This window comes from Solidesulfovibrio magneticus RS-1, from assembly GCF_000010665.1.
In the GTDB taxonomy this organism is placed as follows: domain Bacteria; phylum Desulfobacterota; class Desulfovibrionia; order Desulfovibrionales; family Desulfovibrionaceae; genus Solidesulfovibrio; species Solidesulfovibrio magneticus.
Window position 1 is genome coordinate 1,748,487 of the sequence record NC_012796.1, and the last position, 15,642, is coordinate 1,764,128.

At 65.0% G+C, this 15,642-nt stretch carries 14 protein-coding genes and 2 tRNA genes; 4 read left to right on the forward strand and 12 right to left on the reverse strand.

What is annotated here, in order from left to right; translation table 11 throughout:
* Positions 1-13: 13 nt before the first annotated feature.
* The 3 genes from DMR_RS07330 to DMR_RS07340 form a co-directional block, all read right to left on the reverse strand.
* The gene (locus DMR_RS07330; RefSeq protein WP_052278968.1) at positions 14-1,909 is read right to left on the reverse strand and encodes a potassium transporter Kup; all 1,896 of its coding nucleotides are present in this window, start codon (positions 1,907-1,909) and stop codon (positions 14-16) included.
* A 179-nt stretch (positions 1,910-2,088) separates the two neighbouring features.
* On the reverse strand, positions 2,089-2,814 hold the full coding sequence (locus DMR_RS07335; protein WP_015860281.1) for an EI24 domain-containing protein: 726 nt from the start codon (positions 2,812-2,814) through the stop codon (positions 2,089-2,091).
* A gap of 30 nt (positions 2,815-2,844) precedes the next feature.
* Positions 2,845-3,048 carry a hypothetical protein gene (locus DMR_RS07340; RefSeq protein WP_015860282.1) on the reverse strand — a complete coding sequence of 68 codons (204 nt, stop codon included), beginning with the start codon at positions 3,046-3,048 and terminating at the stop codon, positions 2,845-2,847.
* A gap of 262 nt (positions 3,049-3,310) precedes the next feature.
* On the opposite strand from DMR_RS07340, the gene DMR_RS07345 reads away from it, so the two are divergent.
* Complete coding sequence (locus DMR_RS07345) at positions 3,311-3,823, forward strand: hypothetical protein (protein WP_015860283.1); 513 nt, start codon at positions 3,311-3,313, stop codon at positions 3,821-3,823.
* Positions 3,823-5,211, forward strand: a complete 1,389-nt coding sequence (locus DMR_RS07350) for a tetratricopeptide repeat-containing serine protease family protein (RefSeq protein WP_015860284.1) — start codon at positions 3,823-3,825, stop codon at positions 5,209-5,211. The genes DMR_RS07345 and DMR_RS07350 overlap by 1 nt, the downstream gene beginning before the upstream one ends.
* A gap of 182 nt (positions 5,212-5,393) precedes the next feature.
* On the opposite strand, the gene DMR_RS07355 is transcribed toward DMR_RS07350, so the two are convergent.
* From DMR_RS07355 to DMR_RS07395, 9 genes are all read right to left on the reverse strand, one after another.
* Positions 5,394-6,860: an outer membrane homotrimeric porin gene (locus DMR_RS07355; protein WP_015860285.1), complete on the reverse strand. Its 1,467-nt coding sequence runs from the start codon at positions 6,858-6,860 to the stop codon at positions 5,394-5,396.
* A 645-nt stretch (positions 6,861-7,505) separates the two neighbouring features.
* A complete protein-coding gene (locus DMR_RS07360; RefSeq protein WP_006921540.1) occupies positions 7,506-7,823 on the reverse strand; it encodes a TusE/DsrC/DsvC family sulfur relay protein in 318 nt (105 codons plus the stop codon).
* A 294-nt stretch (positions 7,824-8,117) separates the two neighbouring features.
* Entirely contained in the window at positions 8,118-9,848 is a 1,731-nt protein-coding gene (locus DMR_RS07365) for a YcaO-like family protein (protein WP_015860287.1), read from the reverse strand.
* 134 nt (positions 9,849-9,982) lie between these two features.
* Entirely contained in the window at positions 9,983-10,714 is a 732-nt protein-coding gene (locus DMR_RS07370) for a class I SAM-dependent methyltransferase (RefSeq protein WP_148208386.1), read from the reverse strand.
* Positions 10,715-10,816: 102 nt separating this feature from the next.
* A tRNA-Gly gene (locus tag DMR_RS07375) sits at positions 10,817-10,891 on the reverse strand.
* Between the two features lie 15 nt (positions 10,892-10,906).
* A tRNA-Cys gene (locus DMR_RS07380) sits at positions 10,907-10,981 on the reverse strand.
* A gap of 510 nt (positions 10,982-11,491) precedes the next feature.
* Entirely contained in the window at positions 11,492-11,950 is a 459-nt protein-coding gene (locus DMR_RS07385) for an Hsp20/alpha crystallin family protein (RefSeq protein ID WP_015860288.1), read from the reverse strand.
* A 90-nt stretch (positions 11,951-12,040) separates the two neighbouring features.
* Positions 12,041-13,153, reverse strand: coding sequence for a serine hydrolase domain-containing protein (locus DMR_RS07390; RefSeq protein WP_015860289.1), 1,113 nt, complete (start codon positions 13,151-13,153; stop codon positions 12,041-12,043).
* 14 nt (positions 13,154-13,167) lie between these two features.
* Positions 13,168-14,127 carry a YbgA family protein gene (locus DMR_RS07395; RefSeq protein WP_015860290.1) on the reverse strand — a complete coding sequence of 320 codons (960 nt, stop codon included), beginning with the start codon at positions 14,125-14,127 and terminating at the stop codon, positions 13,168-13,170.
* Positions 14,128-14,347: 220 nt separating this feature from the next.
* On the opposite strand from DMR_RS07395, the gene DMR_RS07400 reads away from it, so the two are divergent.
* Both DMR_RS07400 and DMR_RS07405 read left to right on the forward strand, forming a co-directional pair.
* Positions 14,348-14,974: an HAD family hydrolase gene (locus DMR_RS07400; RefSeq protein WP_015860291.1), complete on the forward strand. Its 627-nt coding sequence runs from the start codon at positions 14,348-14,350 to the stop codon at positions 14,972-14,974.
* Entirely contained in the window at positions 14,975-15,619 is a 645-nt protein-coding gene (locus tag DMR_RS07405) for a phosphatidylserine decarboxylase family protein (protein ID WP_015860292.1), read from the forward strand.
* Positions 15,620-15,642 lie beyond the last annotated feature (23 nt).

A 15,642-nucleotide genomic window follows, 5' to 3' on the forward strand; every position in this document is an offset into this window, starting at 1 on the left:
TTGGTGGGCGGCGCTAGAGCTCCACCTGAACGCCCAGTTCCACCACCCGACCGGGCGGCAGCCCGAAGTAGGCCGTGGCCGGCCGGGCGTTGCGGGACATGAGCGCAAAAAGGCTCTTGCGAAAGCCGGCCATCCTGGCCTTGCCCGTGGTGAGCAGGCTCTCGCGGCCCAGGAAATAGGTGGTGTCGGCCGGCGGATCGATGGGCACGCCAAGGTTTCGGGCCTGGGCCATGACGGCGGGCACGTCCGGGGTCTCCATGAAGCCGTAGCGGGCCACGATTCGGTAAAAGCCCTGGCCCATGTCCTGTATGTCCAGGCGGTCGGCCTCGGGGACGGTGGGCACGTCGGAGGCGGTGACGCTTAGGATCACGACCTTGTCGTGGAACACCTTGTTGTGCTTGTAGTGGTGGAGCAGGGTGACCGGCGTGCCCTGGGGCGACAGCGACATGAACACGGCCGTGCCGGGCACACGAATGGGATTTTTGGTCGAGACCTCGGACAAAAACAGCCGTAGCGGCACGGCCGTGGCCACGGACAGCCGGCGCAGGGCGGCCCGGCCGTCTTCCCAGGTGGCCATGGCCAGAACGATCAGGCCGGCGATGAGCAGGGTGAACCAGCCGCCGTCGGCCACCTTGAGGAGGTTGGAGCCGAAGTAGGCCAGATCGAAGGCCAAAAAGATCAAGACCGGGGGCAGCACGCGGTACAGCGGCTGTTTCCAGGTCCAGCGGGCCACGAAGAAGTAGAGGATGGAGGTGATGCCCATGGTGGCCGTGACGGCGATGCCGTAAGCGGCGGCCAGGCGGCTGGATTCGCCAAAGGCCAGGGTCAGGCCGATGCAGGCCCACATGAGGGCGAAATTGACTTCCGGAATGTAGATCTGCCCTTCCATGTCGCTGGAGGTGTGCACGATGCGCAGGCGCGGGCACACGCCAAGCTGGATGGCCTGGCGCGTGAGCGAAAAGACCCCGGAAATAAGGGCCTGGGAGGCGATGACCGTGGCCGCCGTGGACAGCGCCGCCATGGGGTAGAGCAGGGTGTCGGGCACGAGGCTGTAAAACGGGTTGGGGGCGATGGAAGGATCGAGCAGCAGCCCCGCGCCCTGGCCGAAATAGTTGAGCAGCAGGCAGGGGAAGACCACCAGCAGCCAGGAGCGCTGGATGGGCCGGCGGCCGAAATGGCCGAGGTCGGCATACAGGGCCTCGCCGCCGGTGATGCACAACACCACCGAGCCGAGCACCACCACCCCATGTAGTTGGTTTTCCAGGAAGAACTTAACGGCATGGATCGGGTTGACGGCCGAGAGCACCTGGGGAGCCAGCAGGATTTCCTTAAGCCCCAGCACGGCCAGCACGGCGAACCAGACGAGCATGACCGGGCCGAAAACCTTGCCGATGCCGGCCGTACCCCGTCGCTGGACGGCAAAGAGGCCAAACAGAATCAGGCAGGTGATGGGCATGACCAGGGGGGCAGCGGCGTCGGTGGCCACGGTCAGGCCCTCCACGGCCGAGAGCACGGAAATGGCCGGGGTGATGATGCCGTCGCCGTAGAGCAGCGCCGCCCCGCACAGCCCCAGAAAAGCCAGGACCGTGCGCACGTGGCGATGGCCGGCGTCCTTGGGCAAAAGTTCGATGAGGGCGAAGATGCCGCCCTCGCCCCGGTTGTCGGCGGCGGTGATGAAAAGCACATACTTGACCGTGATAACCATGGTCAGGGACCAGAAGATGAGCGAGAGCACGCCCAGAATGTTGTCCGGGGTCACGGCGATGGCGTGGATGCCGTGGAAACACTCCTTGATGGCGTACAGGGGACTGGTGCCGATGTCGCCGAAGACGACGCCGAGAGCGGCCAGGGTCAGGGCGGCGGTGGGCTTGGGGGCGTGGCCGCCGTGGGCGGCGCGGGGGCTGTTCAATCGGTTCTCCACGGACAGGGTGCTGCGGTCAGGCCGGAAGACGGCTGCCCGGGCGGGCAAACCGGGCCTTCATAGCGCCGGGGACGACGGCGGGCAAGAGGGCTGGGCCGCCTTGGGGGGCCACTAGGCGGCCGCCGCCAGCGTATCCGGGATTTCTTGACGCTAACGTGTCGGAATTGTCATTTTCCCGGCTGGTTCACGGAGCGCCCGGTCTGGTCGAGATAGAGCAGCGTGCCGCCCAGGATGGCGAAGGGGAAGAGGAGGATGTTGAGGCCAGGGATGAGCAGCGGCAGCCCAAAGCCCAGCAGCAGCAGGGGATTGCCGGCCAGTCGGCGCAGCCGCACGCCAAAGCGCTCTTCTTCCCGGCAAAACGGGTAGTCGAGGAAGTCCAGGGCCAGAAGCATGGCCGCCGCGGCCGGGGCCAGCACCTGCCCCAGGACCGGAATGAAGAGCAGCAGCAGCGGCGCGGCCATGACAAAGACCGCTTTCTTGATTTCCTCCAGCATCAGCCGGCCAAAGGATAGGGCCGGCCCCTGGCGTGACGCGCCGGCCAGGGCCAGCATCCGCCCGGCGATGTGGTCGTACAACGGCGCAGCCAGGATGTTGGCCGTGACCATGAACAGGAAATACATGATGACAAAGGCCAGGACGTACAGGATGTACTTGAAAACATGCAGGTACAGCCAGGCCAGCGCGCCGGCCAGTCCGCCGGCCTGGGCGTCAGGGGACCACAGGGCGGCCAGCATCTGGTCGCCGTGGCTGGCGAACACGGCAAAGCCCACGCCGTAGAGCGCCAAAGCCAGGGCAAAGGGAATGGCGCAAAGGCCCAGATAGCCTTTGTGGGCCAGGGCGAAGCGGATGCCTCTGGCGTGGGCGGCGAGTCCTTTGGGAAAGGCGGTCAGCATGGCGGTCGCCTCCTGGGAGCGGCTCTCCAATCAGTTTTCGTCGGCGCGCTCCGGTTCCGGGGCCGGCCGGTCCTTGGGGGCCAGGGAGCCGTGGTAGCCTTCGGCGTCCTCGGCCAGGGCGGCCTGGATGCGCGTTACCTGGAAGGGCATCCCCAGGGCGCCGAGGTCGATGCGGGCCTTGGCTTCCTTGACGGCATGGGCTTCGTTGTGTCCATAGACAACGACGTATTCCATCTCCGATACGCTTTTTTGGCGACGAAACCAACCCGATGTAACAAGCACTTTAGTGGCAAAATAAACGCGATACTTCTGCATGTTGCGTATAACTCCGGAAAAAGGGCGGCGGCAAGGACGGAATCGAGGCAGATTTGCCGACCGTCGAGGCGGCGGACACTACGCCAAGCCCGGCCGGTCGGCAAGTCCTGCTTCCCGGCTTGACCGGGGCGGCCGGGGCTTTCTACAGTCCTTTGCGCGCACGTCGCGCCAAGGAGGCGGCATGAAACGGGTGTTTTGGATGCTGGCGACCTGCCTGACGATCCTGTCCGGCGGCCAGGCCCTGGCCGAAGAGCCGGCCAAAATCCTGGTCACGGCCAAACGGCTGGCCTGCGCCTATAGCCAGGGCATGAACGCCGTTTTTACGCCTCAGGGGCGGGTGAGCCTCAAGCCGCCCCTTGATCCCAACACGCCGGGACTGACCATCGCCATCACGGACCGGACCAAGAATCGGGCTGTGCTGGAGGAGGATGCCCTGGAGACGCCGGGCGTGCTCATGGTCTCGCCGGCCGGATTGTCGGTCATGGCCCGCTACGCCGACGGCGGCGTGACCATGGTGACGGTCTATCCGGTCCATGCCGGCGCTTCGGACAATCTGCTCATGGTTTCCTCTCGCCACGGGGCCGGCAGTGAACCGCAGGTCTCCCAACGCTACGGATTTTGCCGCCCCGGCCAGGAAACACCCTTGCCGGCCGAACCGCCCGCGCCGCCGCCGGCCAAAAAGAGCGGCCACTGATGCCGGTGCGTCCAGGTTCAGGCTATTTCAGGGCCGTGGCCGCCGGCCTGCTTGGCCTAGCCCTGGTGCTGACGGGGGGGGCTGGGTCGGTCCGGGCCGATTTCGACGACGCCCTGCGCGCGTATGAGCGCGGGGACGACGCTCGGGCCAGACAGGAGTTGCGGCCGCTGCTTTCCGCGGATAATCCGGCCGCCTTCTGGCTGGCCGGCCGCATGGCCGAGGCCGGCCGAGGCGGGAGTCCGCCCGACATGGCCGAGGCGGCCAAGTGGTATCGCCGGGCCGCCGACGGCGGCTCGGTGCCGGCCATGCTGTCCCTGGCCGTGCTGCATCTGGAGGGTCGGGGCGTTCCCCAAAGCGACACCCGGGCCGGGGAGTGGCTGCGTAAGGCGGCCGGGCGCGGTTCGGCCCAGGCTTTGCTGCTTACCGGGGCCATGCGCCTGGAAGGTCGCCTGGGGCCGGTCTCGGACGGGCCGGGCTATCTGCGCAAGGCCATGGCCGCCGGTTCGGGCGAGGCGGCGGTGCTTTTGGGCGAACTCTATCTGGCCGGCAAGGTGGTCCCCCGCGATCCGGCCGAAGCCTACCGTCTAGCCCTTTTCGCCGAAAGCAAGGGCAAGCTTGGCGAGCCCTTCGCCGCCCGTCTCGGCCGACTGTCGGCCCAAGCGGCCAGCGAACTGCCGCCGGCCCAGGCCCAGGCCATCAGGGGTCGCGGCCCGGGACGGGACGCCCCGCCGCGCCAGGACGAGAAACCGGCCGAAGGGTACCGTACCGGCACGGGCTTCGTGGTCAGCCGGCTGGGCCATGTGGTCACCAACGCCCACGTAGCCGAGAGCTGCAAGAGCCTTGTGGCCATGGTGGACGGCAAGCCCGTGACGGCAAGCCTGCTGCGGCTGGACCCGGAACACGACCTGGCCTTGGTGCGATTGGCCGTGGCCCCGGACAAGGTCCTCGTCCTGCGCGAAGGCCGGGAACTGTCGCCGGGGACGCCGGTTTTTGCCGCGGGCTACCCGGGCGAGGCGGCGCGCACGGGCCGGATGCGCGTGACCTCGGGCCGCACCCGGGAGCTGGCCAGCGGCATGGGACCGGCCGGGGATTTGGCCGTCAGCGCCGAGGTCCTGCCGGGCAACAGCGGCGGGCCGCTCCTGGACGCCGGCGGCCGGGTGGCCGGGGTGGTGCGGGCGCGCCGCGACGGCGCGGCGGTGCGGGCCAGGGTGGGCGAGGGGCTGGCCGACGTGGGCTTTGCCGTGCCCCTGGCCTCGCTCAAGGCCTTTTTGTCCCGGGGGCAGGTTCCTTTTGTCTCGGCTCCCAGTTCCGGGGAACGCAACGTCATCGATGTGGAGCGCGATCTTGCCGGAGCGGTGCTGCCCCTTTTCTGCCGGCCCGGCCGGTAGCTGCGTCTTTGCGCTTTGGCCCGCACGGGCCGTTCTCCCGCCTTCTCACGATTCCAAACGGCCGCGAGCTTCTCGGCTTTTCCCGGCACGTCCTCGTAACCACCGGCGCTCATGCGGCGACAATGAAAAAGGCCGGGACCTTGCGGTCCCGGCCTCCGCGCCGGAAGAATCGAGGAGACGAACTAGAACTTGTAGGTCAGACCGAAAGCCACCTTCCAGGCATCGCCGGAACGGGACTTTTCAGCAAGGCGACGACCCCAGACGCTTTCCTGGAAGTCGCCGTGAGCCCAGCCGGTTTCCATGACGGCGGCCAGGTTCTCGTAGATCATGTACTTGTTGTCGAAGTTCACGGACAACAACTGCTCGTTCTGGGTCAGGTCGCGACCCATGGTGAAGTACGGGTTGGAGCCGATCAGGTTGTTGAGGTTACGCAGGGCAGCCGGGGAGTTGGTGCCACGGACGTAGTTGAAGGTCAGGCGATGGGTCAGCTTTTCGATGAACGTGATGTTGTTCAGCGTGGCGCCAATGCCCCAGTTGCCGACCGGAGACACGCCCATGTTGCCTTCCTTGGCCAGATCCTGCGAGTTATCGAACAGGAAGCTGTTGCCCGGACCCCAGTTGGGGCGGACCATCGGCATACGCTCGGAACCGTTGCGGGTGGAGCCGTCTTCACCGGTGGACCACCAGCCGTACAGCTGCGGGGTAAGGATGTCCCAGCCGGTGTACTCGACGCCGAGGTCAACAAACCAGCCCTGACGCTTGCTCTTCTTGCGGTCGGACTGAGCGCCGGCGCCGTAGATCACGTCAGCGTAGAACTTCACGGGATCAAGAGCGGTCACTTCGAAAGCGCCGCCAGCCCACCAGAAGGCGTTCTGGTCGTTCTTCCACAGAGCGGGGGACACGAAGGTGCCGCCGGAGACCAGGTTCTGGGCGAAGCCAGTGGTCCAGTAGTTGGCGGCGTCGCCGGCGACGGCGACAGCGCCCCACGGGGTGGCCTTGAAGCCATCAAGGGTGATGGGCAGGGCCAGGAAGTACATGTCCAGTTCGTCGGCGACCTGAGTGGTGGTGGTGTCGTAGGTCCGGTTGGTGTCGATGAGACGACCGAAGCCGGCGAGCACGCTCAGGGTCTTGTCGATGAGCGGGGCGCTCACGGTCAGCGCGGCGATGCGGTCGCCGCCGAAGACCGGGGAGGCATAGAACATCTTGGACTGGGGCAGGTCGACGTCCTGGAGACCGGCGGTCACTTCGACATCCTGGCAACCGGGCACCTTGAACTGCAGGAAGGCCTGGTAGACGTCGATGGAGACTTCGGGGTTGGCAGCGGTGAAGGTGCCCTTGCCCCAGGTGTTCTCAACGCGGATGCCCAGACGGAACTTCACGGCCTCGTTGGCCACGAAGTCGGAGCGCAGACGAAAACGTTCCCAGATCTGGAAACGGTCTTCGGTCTGGGTGCCAGCCTTTTTCCAGGTGGTGGGGCTGGTGGCGCTGGTCCACGAAGAGGTGTTCCAGCCGGTGAAGTTGTGGTTGGCGAAAAAGACGCCGTAGATACGGGCGTCACCGGTCATTTTGACTTCGGTGGCGGCCTGAGCGGAGGCGAAAGCCCCCAGCACGAAGGCGGCCACGAGAGCCAGGGCGGCAAAACGCTTCATAAAATCCTTCCTCCTTTCGTCTCTCAAAACATGTCCGGCGCGTATCCGGGGGAGGCTACCCCCCGGACATGAGAAACTATTACCCGAAGCCCCGGTGACAACGCAAGGGGTTGGTAAAAAATTTTTTACCGAGGTCTTGATTTGACACAAAAGTGACATGCTTTGAAAGATCGTCCAGAATTGTCACACGGTCCAGACGTCGATCAGAGGAAAGCATAATAGCTTGTGAATACAGTGTATTGAAATCGCAAAGCCGTGCGGAGGCCGGTCGCGGAGGCGGCGGTCGCCATTGAAACGGTCGGAATGTGTCGAGGATGCCCTTACAGCGTCGGGTCCGCGTCGGACACTCATCCCGGGCGCAGGCAGGCGCGTGCCCGCCAAGGAGAGGACGGGAGGCCTGAGTTCGGACTCCCGGGAAGCGCCCGCCGGCCACGGTCTGTATCCGTTTCGCGCGGCAGCGCCTGGAGACGCCAAGGCAGGCTTCGGGCCGTCCCGTTGCCGGCAAGGCAGACCGGCAACGGGACGGCCGTATGGCGGCGGCCATACAACATGAGCAGGAGGCGCGTCAGCGCAAGAAGAGGAACAAAGGACGCAAAAAAGGCGGCGAGTCGCCCCGCCGCCTTTCTTCCTCGAAGAGCGAAAGCTCTAGACGCAGCCGGTGGGCTTGGGCAGGCCGGCCATTTTGCAGGCTCCTTTACCCGGTCCGGAGGGGAACAGCTCGTAGATGTGCTTCAGCTTGAATCCGGTCACCTTGGACAGGATGCGCACCATCGGGGCGATGCCGTTCTTCTTGTAGTAGTCCTGCAGGAACTCGATGACCTTGTTGTGCTCGGGGGTCAGCTCTTTGATGCCCTCGGAGTCCTTCACGTAGTCAACCCATTCCAGGGTCCAGTCTTCAAACTTCTGCAGGAAGCCGTCTTCATCGACCTCGAAGGTTTTGCCTTTGTATTCAACAGTAGCCATGCGCATCCTCCTTAAACGGTTGATGATACAAGCGCCCGGCCGAGATTGCCTTGCAGCCGGGCGGCCCTACGCCTTCCCGCGTGGCGGGAGGCGTTACCCAGAATCAGAGCACCCTTGATGCCCGATGGGTCATGATTGGAGGGGAACCTGCACCGTTGGGGCGTCAGGCTCCCGCGTTACGTTTGAAACCGTAATCGCGAAAAACGGTTCCTGTCAACGGTTTTTCATCGAACAGGCGACAGCTTCATTTTGCTTTTGTAATAAATGACGCTTGGTTGCAATGAATTTTAAGGCTTAAGGCCGTTGCAAGGCCGCCAGTTCGTCGCGGGCAAACGTGATGGACGGGTCCAGTTTCAGGGCTGCTTCCAGATAGTGTTCGGCCAGGGGGCCGTTGCCCAGGCGGGCCTGACACAGCCCCAGGTTGGCCAGATCCATGGCCGAACCGGAGTCAAGCTCCAAGGCGGCGGCTTCGTAGCGTGCGGCCTTGAAATGGGCCACCCCGCGCAGATTGAAGTATTCCTTCACCTCGGGACACAGGCCGATGGCCCGGTCGAGGATGGGCACGATGTCCTCGAAACGGCCAAGCTGGGACAGGGCGTGGGCCTGATAGAAGGCGGCCAGTCCCTTGTCCTCGGCGCTTTGCTGGAGATTCTCGGCGCAGGCGAACTGGGCGGCGGCCGCCTCGGCGTCGCCCAGGCGCAGGGACAGCACGCCCTCGAAAAAGGGCACGAAGGGGGCGCTGGGGTAGACCTCGGCCAGGGCAGCCAGCCCGGCGTCGGCCGTGGCTGGATCGGCCTCCTCGGCCAACAGCCGGCCGGTGAAAAGCCCCAGGCTGGCGGCCGGAGTGCGCTCGCGGAACCAAAAGCCCGGGATGACGTTGTAGTTGGCCGAAAGGCCCAGCTCGGGATGGGTGGTGTCCACGGTGAGGAGCTTGTGGCCCAGCCGGCCCAGGGACTGGGCCAGCTCGGCCAGTTCCTCGGCGATGTCGGCCCGCTCGATGCTCGGCAGGCTCTCCAGCGCAACCAGCGGGCCGTCCAGGACCCAGGCCGCTTCGTCCAGGCTCGTGAACTTGGGCAGGCCCGAGGCCTCGTAGTTGCTGAGCGACTCGAAATCCCCGGCCAGCTGGGCCACTTCGGTCAGGGCCCGGATGGCGGCCTTGGCCGGCGAGGCGGCCGTGCCGGCGGTGAAAACGATCTCCGAGGCGTTGGGAAAGGTGGCCGGATCGTAGGCAATGGCGGCCACGGTGGGCACGGGCTGGCCCAGGGTGAAGTCCTTGAGCCAGACCTTGACGCCCTGGCTCTCGAAGGCGGCTAGGAGCTTATTGAGGACCGGGTCCTTGATGTCGGCCGGATCGATGGTCGGCATGACGCGGCGTTCGCGGTCGATGACGGCGCAGACATGGCGCTCGACCAGCTCGCAGGCCCCCTGGAGCACGGATTCCTCGAAGCAGTTGCCGGCGGAAGATCCGTTAAATTCGTTGAGAATCTTGAACCAGTCCAGGGGCACGGCCACATCCTTGCCGGCGGCCACGTCACGCACTTTGATGAAGCGCCAGGGGACCAGGTCGAGGATGCGCCGGGCGTCGGCCTCGCTCAGGTTCTCGCCTACGGACTGGAGGATGACGGACAGCGGAATGAGCGCGTCACCGTACTCGGCTTCGGCCTCGGTCCAGGTGGCCGGCAGGAAGCGGGCCTCGTCGCGCCAGAAGGAGAAGAAACTGTACCGTTCGGCCAGTTCCATCAGGGCCGAGGCCTCGGCCTGCTCGGGGCTGGCCCCTTTGCCCATCTGTTTGCGGGTGGGCATGACGCTGCGGGCTTCGTCGCCGCAGATGCTCAAAAAGACCGGAATGCCGAGGCGCCCGGTGTCGATGCGCCTGGTCTCGGCCAACACGCCCTGGCCCAGGCGGGCAAAGGCGGCCCTGGCCCGGGCGATGGTTTCCACGGGGCTGATGATTTTATCCTGGTCGAGGGTGTAGCCCTTGGGACGATGGGACAGGCCGGCGGCCTCGATGGTGTCGTGGGTCATGGCGTTTCCGATGCGAAAAGCGGATTGGGTCTCGTGTCGCGTCCACGAAAGGCACAACGGGCATTTCGTAGAGAACAGCCTAAAACCATGGAGTTGTCTTAAAAATTATACGCGTATTGTTAAGGGACGCGGCTCTAGGCGACCTTTTTCGGGGTCAGGCGGTAGAGCTGGCAGAGCTTGCGCTCGGGCTGGCCGGACTCGGGGTTGGTTTCCTTGAAGCCCACCACGCGCTCGGCGATGGCGAACTCCTCGTCGGCCATGGCCAGGAAACGGGTGGCCTTTCGGGTGTAGTCCTTGGCCAGGAGCACGGCGGCGTCTTTTTTGAGGGCGATATGGGCCAGCAGGAACTTCATCAGTCCACGGTAAGCGTCCTGCATGTAGAGCACCTCGGCCCCGAGGATGGCGTCGAAGCGCCGGCCCAGTCGGTCGGCCGTGAAGTCGGCCCGGGCGACCTTGGCCCGGTGGGCCAGGCCGTTATGCAGGATGTTTATTTGCGTAAAAAGCAGCGCGTCGGGGTGGATGTCGGTGAGCAGGGTGTCATAGCCGGCGGCGGCGGCGAAAAGTCCGGCCACGCCGATGCCGCAGCCGACTTCCAGGGCCGAGCGACCGGCCGGATCGCCCAGGCCGGGCAGGCCGTGGGCCAGCAGCACGGCCCCGGGCCATACGGCGGCCCAGTAGGGCAGCTCCACCGGGCCGTCGCCGGCGGCGGCGAGCTGGCGGTCAATGAGCGCGGCCACGTCGGCGATTTGCAGGAGCTCCAGGCGGGTGTCGCCCACGGCCACGGGTTCAAAGCAGACGTCGTAGCGGCAGCGAGCCGCGTCGAGCAGTTCGTCGAGGGGGGCGTCAAGAGCGATGGCTGTGTCCACAAATACTCCCATTGCGGTATGAATTTCCGGCAATAGCCCAAGAGCAGGGACAAGGCAAAGAAAAAGGGCCGGCTTTGCGGGCCGGCCCTTGCGATTTTCATTTGGAGCGGGAAACGGGATTTGAACCCGCGACTTCAACCTTGGCAAGGTTGCACTCTACCACTGAGTTATTCCCGCTCAAAGATCAGCTTGTGGAGGCGGCATCCGGATTTGAACCGGAGAATGGAGGTTTTGCAGACCTCTGCCTTACCACTTGGCTATGCCGCCTCGTTTCAAGGAGTCCGAGTATTTACTCGCTGCCGGCCCGGTTGTCAACGACTTTGTTCAACTTTTTTTCCGTCCGGTCCGGCTCGGCGGGGCGGCCGCCGTTGCCGAGGCGCATAACTGTCAAAATCCGGCCCGCTCGTCAACAGGAAATTTTCAATTTTTCAATTTTTGACCATAAAACACTGATATTAATTGCATATTTTTTCCATCCAAAAGCCGTTTTCGGGGCCGCTTCGGCCCGCATTCGGGGCGGATGTTGCGGGGTGTCCCGTCATGGGCCGGGATTTCCTGGGTTTTTCTTGGGCCTGACCGGCCCGGGCGGGACCTCATCGACCCGGCACCGCCAGTGCCGGCAGCCCGGATTGCCCTTGGCCGGCCAGCAGCTTCCCACGCTCCGAGGGCGGCGAATCTTCTTGTCGGCCAAGCTCCGGGCCGGCCCACCCCCATAAAAAGCCGCCGAGGCGGACCTCGGCGGCTTGGGGGATTGGGGAGGGGAACGCTTGCGAGGGGTCAGCTTTGCTGAATGGGAATGGAGCGGGCGGCGGCCTCGGCGTCGCGGGGCAGGGTCACGGTGAGCACGCCCTTGTCGAAGTTCGCCTTGGCCTCGGCCTCCTTCACCTTGCCCGGCAGCGGGATGACGCGGGAGAAGGAGCCGTAGGCGCGCTCAATGCGGTGGTAGTCGTCCTTCTTCTCCTCGCCCTCGAACTTCTTTTCGCCCCGCAGGATCAAGACGTCGTTCTCCACGGTCAGGGTCACATCCTTGGGATCAAGCCCCGGGAGTTCGGCCTTGACCGTGACCACTCCCTCGGCTTCGCTGACGTCCACGGCCGGGTAGGCCATGTCCCTGAACAGCGGCCCCAGGGCGGTTGCGGGTTCGCGCCAGAAGTCTTCCATGAGATCGGCCAGGCTCGCGGGCCGGCGCACGGCCACGGAGCGCTCGCGAAGACGCGGCAACAAATGCTTGAACATAGCCCATACCTCCTTGGAGAAATGGATTATGTAAACTTTATAAGCACGCCGTCCGGCCAGTCAAGGCACGGACGGCGTGTCGGGGTAGGGTCAGGACTTGATGGATTTGCCGGTCAACAGCTCCAAAAGCCGCCAGCTCTCCTTGGTGAAGTCGCCCTCGGTGTCGCTTAAAAAGACCACGGCCGAGCGGTCAGCCGGCGACATGAGGACCAGGGCGAAATAGCCGCCCGAGCGGCCGGCGTGGAGCACGTAGGCCTTGCCGGCGAAATTCATGACGTTCCAGAAATAGCCGATGTACAGCGCCGGGATGTCCGAGACGTGTTTGCGCGGCAGATGGGCGAAAAGCGCGGCCGGCAGGATGGGCGTCTGGACCAGGCCCAGGTTGGCGGCCGCGTAGGCGAGCAGGTCGTCGGCGGTGGAGCGCAGGGCGCCGGCCCCTTCCAGGCCCGTGACCTCCCAGTTGGGCACGACCTTGCCCTTGTCGTTGTGGCCGTGGGCCAGGCGGGCACGCTGGTCCTCGGACAGGGTCACCCGGGTGTCGGCCATGCCCAACGGGTCGCAGATGCGCTCGACCACGAGCTTTTCATAGTCCATCCCGGCGGTCCGGGCCAGGATGTAGCCGCTAAGGGCCGCGCCCATATTGCTGTAATAGAAGTTCTGCCCCACCGGCGCGATGGGCTTGGCGGTTTCCAGGGCGCGCAGGAGCAGGCCCGTGGAATAGCCGGCCAGGGGATTGGCGGGGTCCTTGGACGGCAGGTTGTCCGGGGCCACGGGCAGGCCCGAGGTGTGGGTGGCCAGATCGAGGTGGCTGACCCAGTACAGCGGCGAGTCCTTGCCGATGGTTCCCTCGGGCAGCATGAGGCGGATGGGGTCGGTGTCGCGCAGCTTGCCGGCGATGACCTCCTGGGCCAGCAGGATGCCGGTGAAGCTCTTGGTGATGGAGCCGATCTCAAAGAGCGTTCGGCCGTCCGGGGCCTTGGAGCGCGAGGATTCATCGCGCCGGCCGAAACCGTAGACGGCTTTCCCGGCCGGGCTGACGTAGCCGACCACCAGGCCGTGGACGCGACCGGAGCGGGTCAGCCCCTCGACCACATGGGCCGTGGTCTGGCGGCCGGGCAGGGGGGCGGCACAGGCTGGGCGCGGGGCGGCGGCTCCAAGGGCGGCCAGGACGAAAAGCATGGCGACGCAACGGAAAAACGGCATGGGAACGCTCCGGTTCAGGCGTGGTTGCGCAGTTTGAGTTCAATGGGGTGAGGGGCCAAGTAGGCCTGGTCCTTTAAATAGGCCACGTCGTATTTGCGGGTGAAGTGGGCGATGAGCGTTACGGGAACGATGAGCGGGGTAAGCCCCAGGCGGTAGTTGGCGATGACTTCGTTGAGTTCCGCTTTCTCGTAGGTGGTCAACACTTTTTTGAAATAGCCCATGGCGTGCTGGAGCACGTTGGCGTGCTTGGCCGGGGTGGCCGGCAGGGCCAGGGTTTTCATGAGCAGGGTCTCGTAGGCATGGACGAGGCCGTCGGCCGGCCATTTGCTGGCTTCGGCCGTGAGCCGGCCGATTTGCCGGGCCAGCTCCGGGCTGTGGGCCATGAACAGCAGCTTGTGCCCGGCGGTGAAGGCGATGAGTCGCGAAACCAGGGTCGAGCGGCCGTCGCCGGCCACGGCGTCGCGGAAGCGCTGCATGGCAAATATGCGTTCGATGAAGTTTTCCCGCAGCTTGTCGTCGTGGAGCCTCCCTTCGTCCTCTACCGGGATCAGCGGAAAGCGGTCCATGAAGGCCCGGGCGAAAAGACCGACCCCGCGTTCGGCCGGAGCACCCTTATCATTATAGACCTTGATCCGGGTCATGCCGCTGGAGGGCGACTTGGCCTTGAAGATGAAACCGCACAGTCGCTCCTCGGCCAGTTCGGCCACGCGCCCCGCTGCCCAGGCGTTCATGCGCTCGGTGAGATCGACGCCGGTCTTGATGGTGACCAGGCGCGGGGCCTCGGGGTCGCCGACCAACCGCATGGCTTCGCGCGGCACGCCCAGGCCGCATTCGACCTCCGGGCACACGGGCACGAATTCAAAATAGCGGCCCAGGGTATCGACGACGTAGCTGTCGCGTTTGTGGCCGCCGTCGTAGCGGACGGGATTGCCGAGCAGGCAGGAGCTGACCCCGACACGTATGGAATCCGACATTTTTTCCTCCAACCCCAATACGTCCGCCAGCCCAGTCCCCCCTTTTTCTTCGAATGGGGGGTCCGGGGGCCTCAGGCCCCCGGCCGCCGGAGGCATCTTCCCTCTTCGCAATTCCCGACTTGCTTGGGACGCTCTTTACGGCTACAGCCTTGCGGGCGTTTTCCGTATATACGGCCTTCGGGCCGGCATGGGAAGCGACGCCGCGAGAAATGGGGGAACCATGAGCCAGGTATGTGGACTTCGGGCCGTGTTTTTCGATTTCGGCGGCGTGTTGGCCGAGGAGGGCTTTCGCCAGGCGCTCATCGACATCGCCCGGGAGGCCGGTCGCGATCCGGCCGAGGTGGTGCCGGCGGCCTATGAGATGGCCTGGACCACGCGGTTCGTGGTCGGCGGCTGCGACGAGGCCGGGTTTTGGCAGGCCTTTCGCAAGGCCACGGGCATTGCGGCCGACGACGCGCATCTGACCGAGGTGGTGCTGTCGCGGTTCGTGCCCCGGCCCTACATGTTCGCCCTGGCCGACGCGGTGCGCGGCCTGGGCCTTAAGACCGCGATCTTAAGCGACCAGACCGAGTGGCTGGCCCGGCTTGACGCCCGGCATGACGTCTTTTCCCATTTCGATCAGGTCTTTAACAGCTACCATCACGGCACGTCCAAGCGCGAGGCGGCGTTTTTCGAGCTGGCCCTGGCGGCCATGGACGTGACGGCCGGGGAGTCTCTTTTCATCGACGACGCGGCCCACAATACGGAACTGGCCGCCCGACTGGGCTTTAAAACCCTTTTATACCGGGACCGGGAGTCGTTTTTCGCCGAACTGGCCGACCTGTGCCCGCCCCTTGGAGCGCTTTAAATGTATAAGCCCATTTGCGGCCTGGCCCGCGACGGACTGCCCATCATCGGCGTTTTCGCCCTGGCGACCCTGGTTTTCGCCCTGCTGCGCTGGCCTTGCCTAGCCACCATCAGCCTGTTGTCCACGATTTTTTCCTTCAATTTCTTCCGCGACCCGGACCGCACCTCGCCCACGGAAAACGGCATAGCCGTGTCCCCGGCCGACGGCGTGGTCTGCAAGCTCGGCGAGGCGGCGGACCCGATCACGGGCGAGATGCGCCAGGTCGTGTGCGTGTTCATGAACGTTTTTAACGTCCACGTGAACCGCTCGCCGGTCACGGGCGTGGTTTCGGAAGTGCGCTACATTCCCGGCAAATTCTTCAACGCTTCCCTGGACAAGGCTTCCACGGACAACGAGCGCAACGTCATTGTCGTCACCGATGCCGAGGGCGCGCGGTTTACCGTGGTGCAGATCGCGGGGCTGATTGCCCGGCGCATCGTCTGCCCGGCCAAGGCCGGCGATACGCTTTCGCGCGGCGAACGGTACGGCATGATCAAGTTCGGGTCGCGCCTTGACGTCTATCTGCCCCATGGCTATCATCCGGCTGTCGCCATGGGCCAGAAAACCATGGCCGGTGTCACCGTTTTGGCGAAAAAGGCCGACTAACCGGGCTTGCCCCGTTGACGATC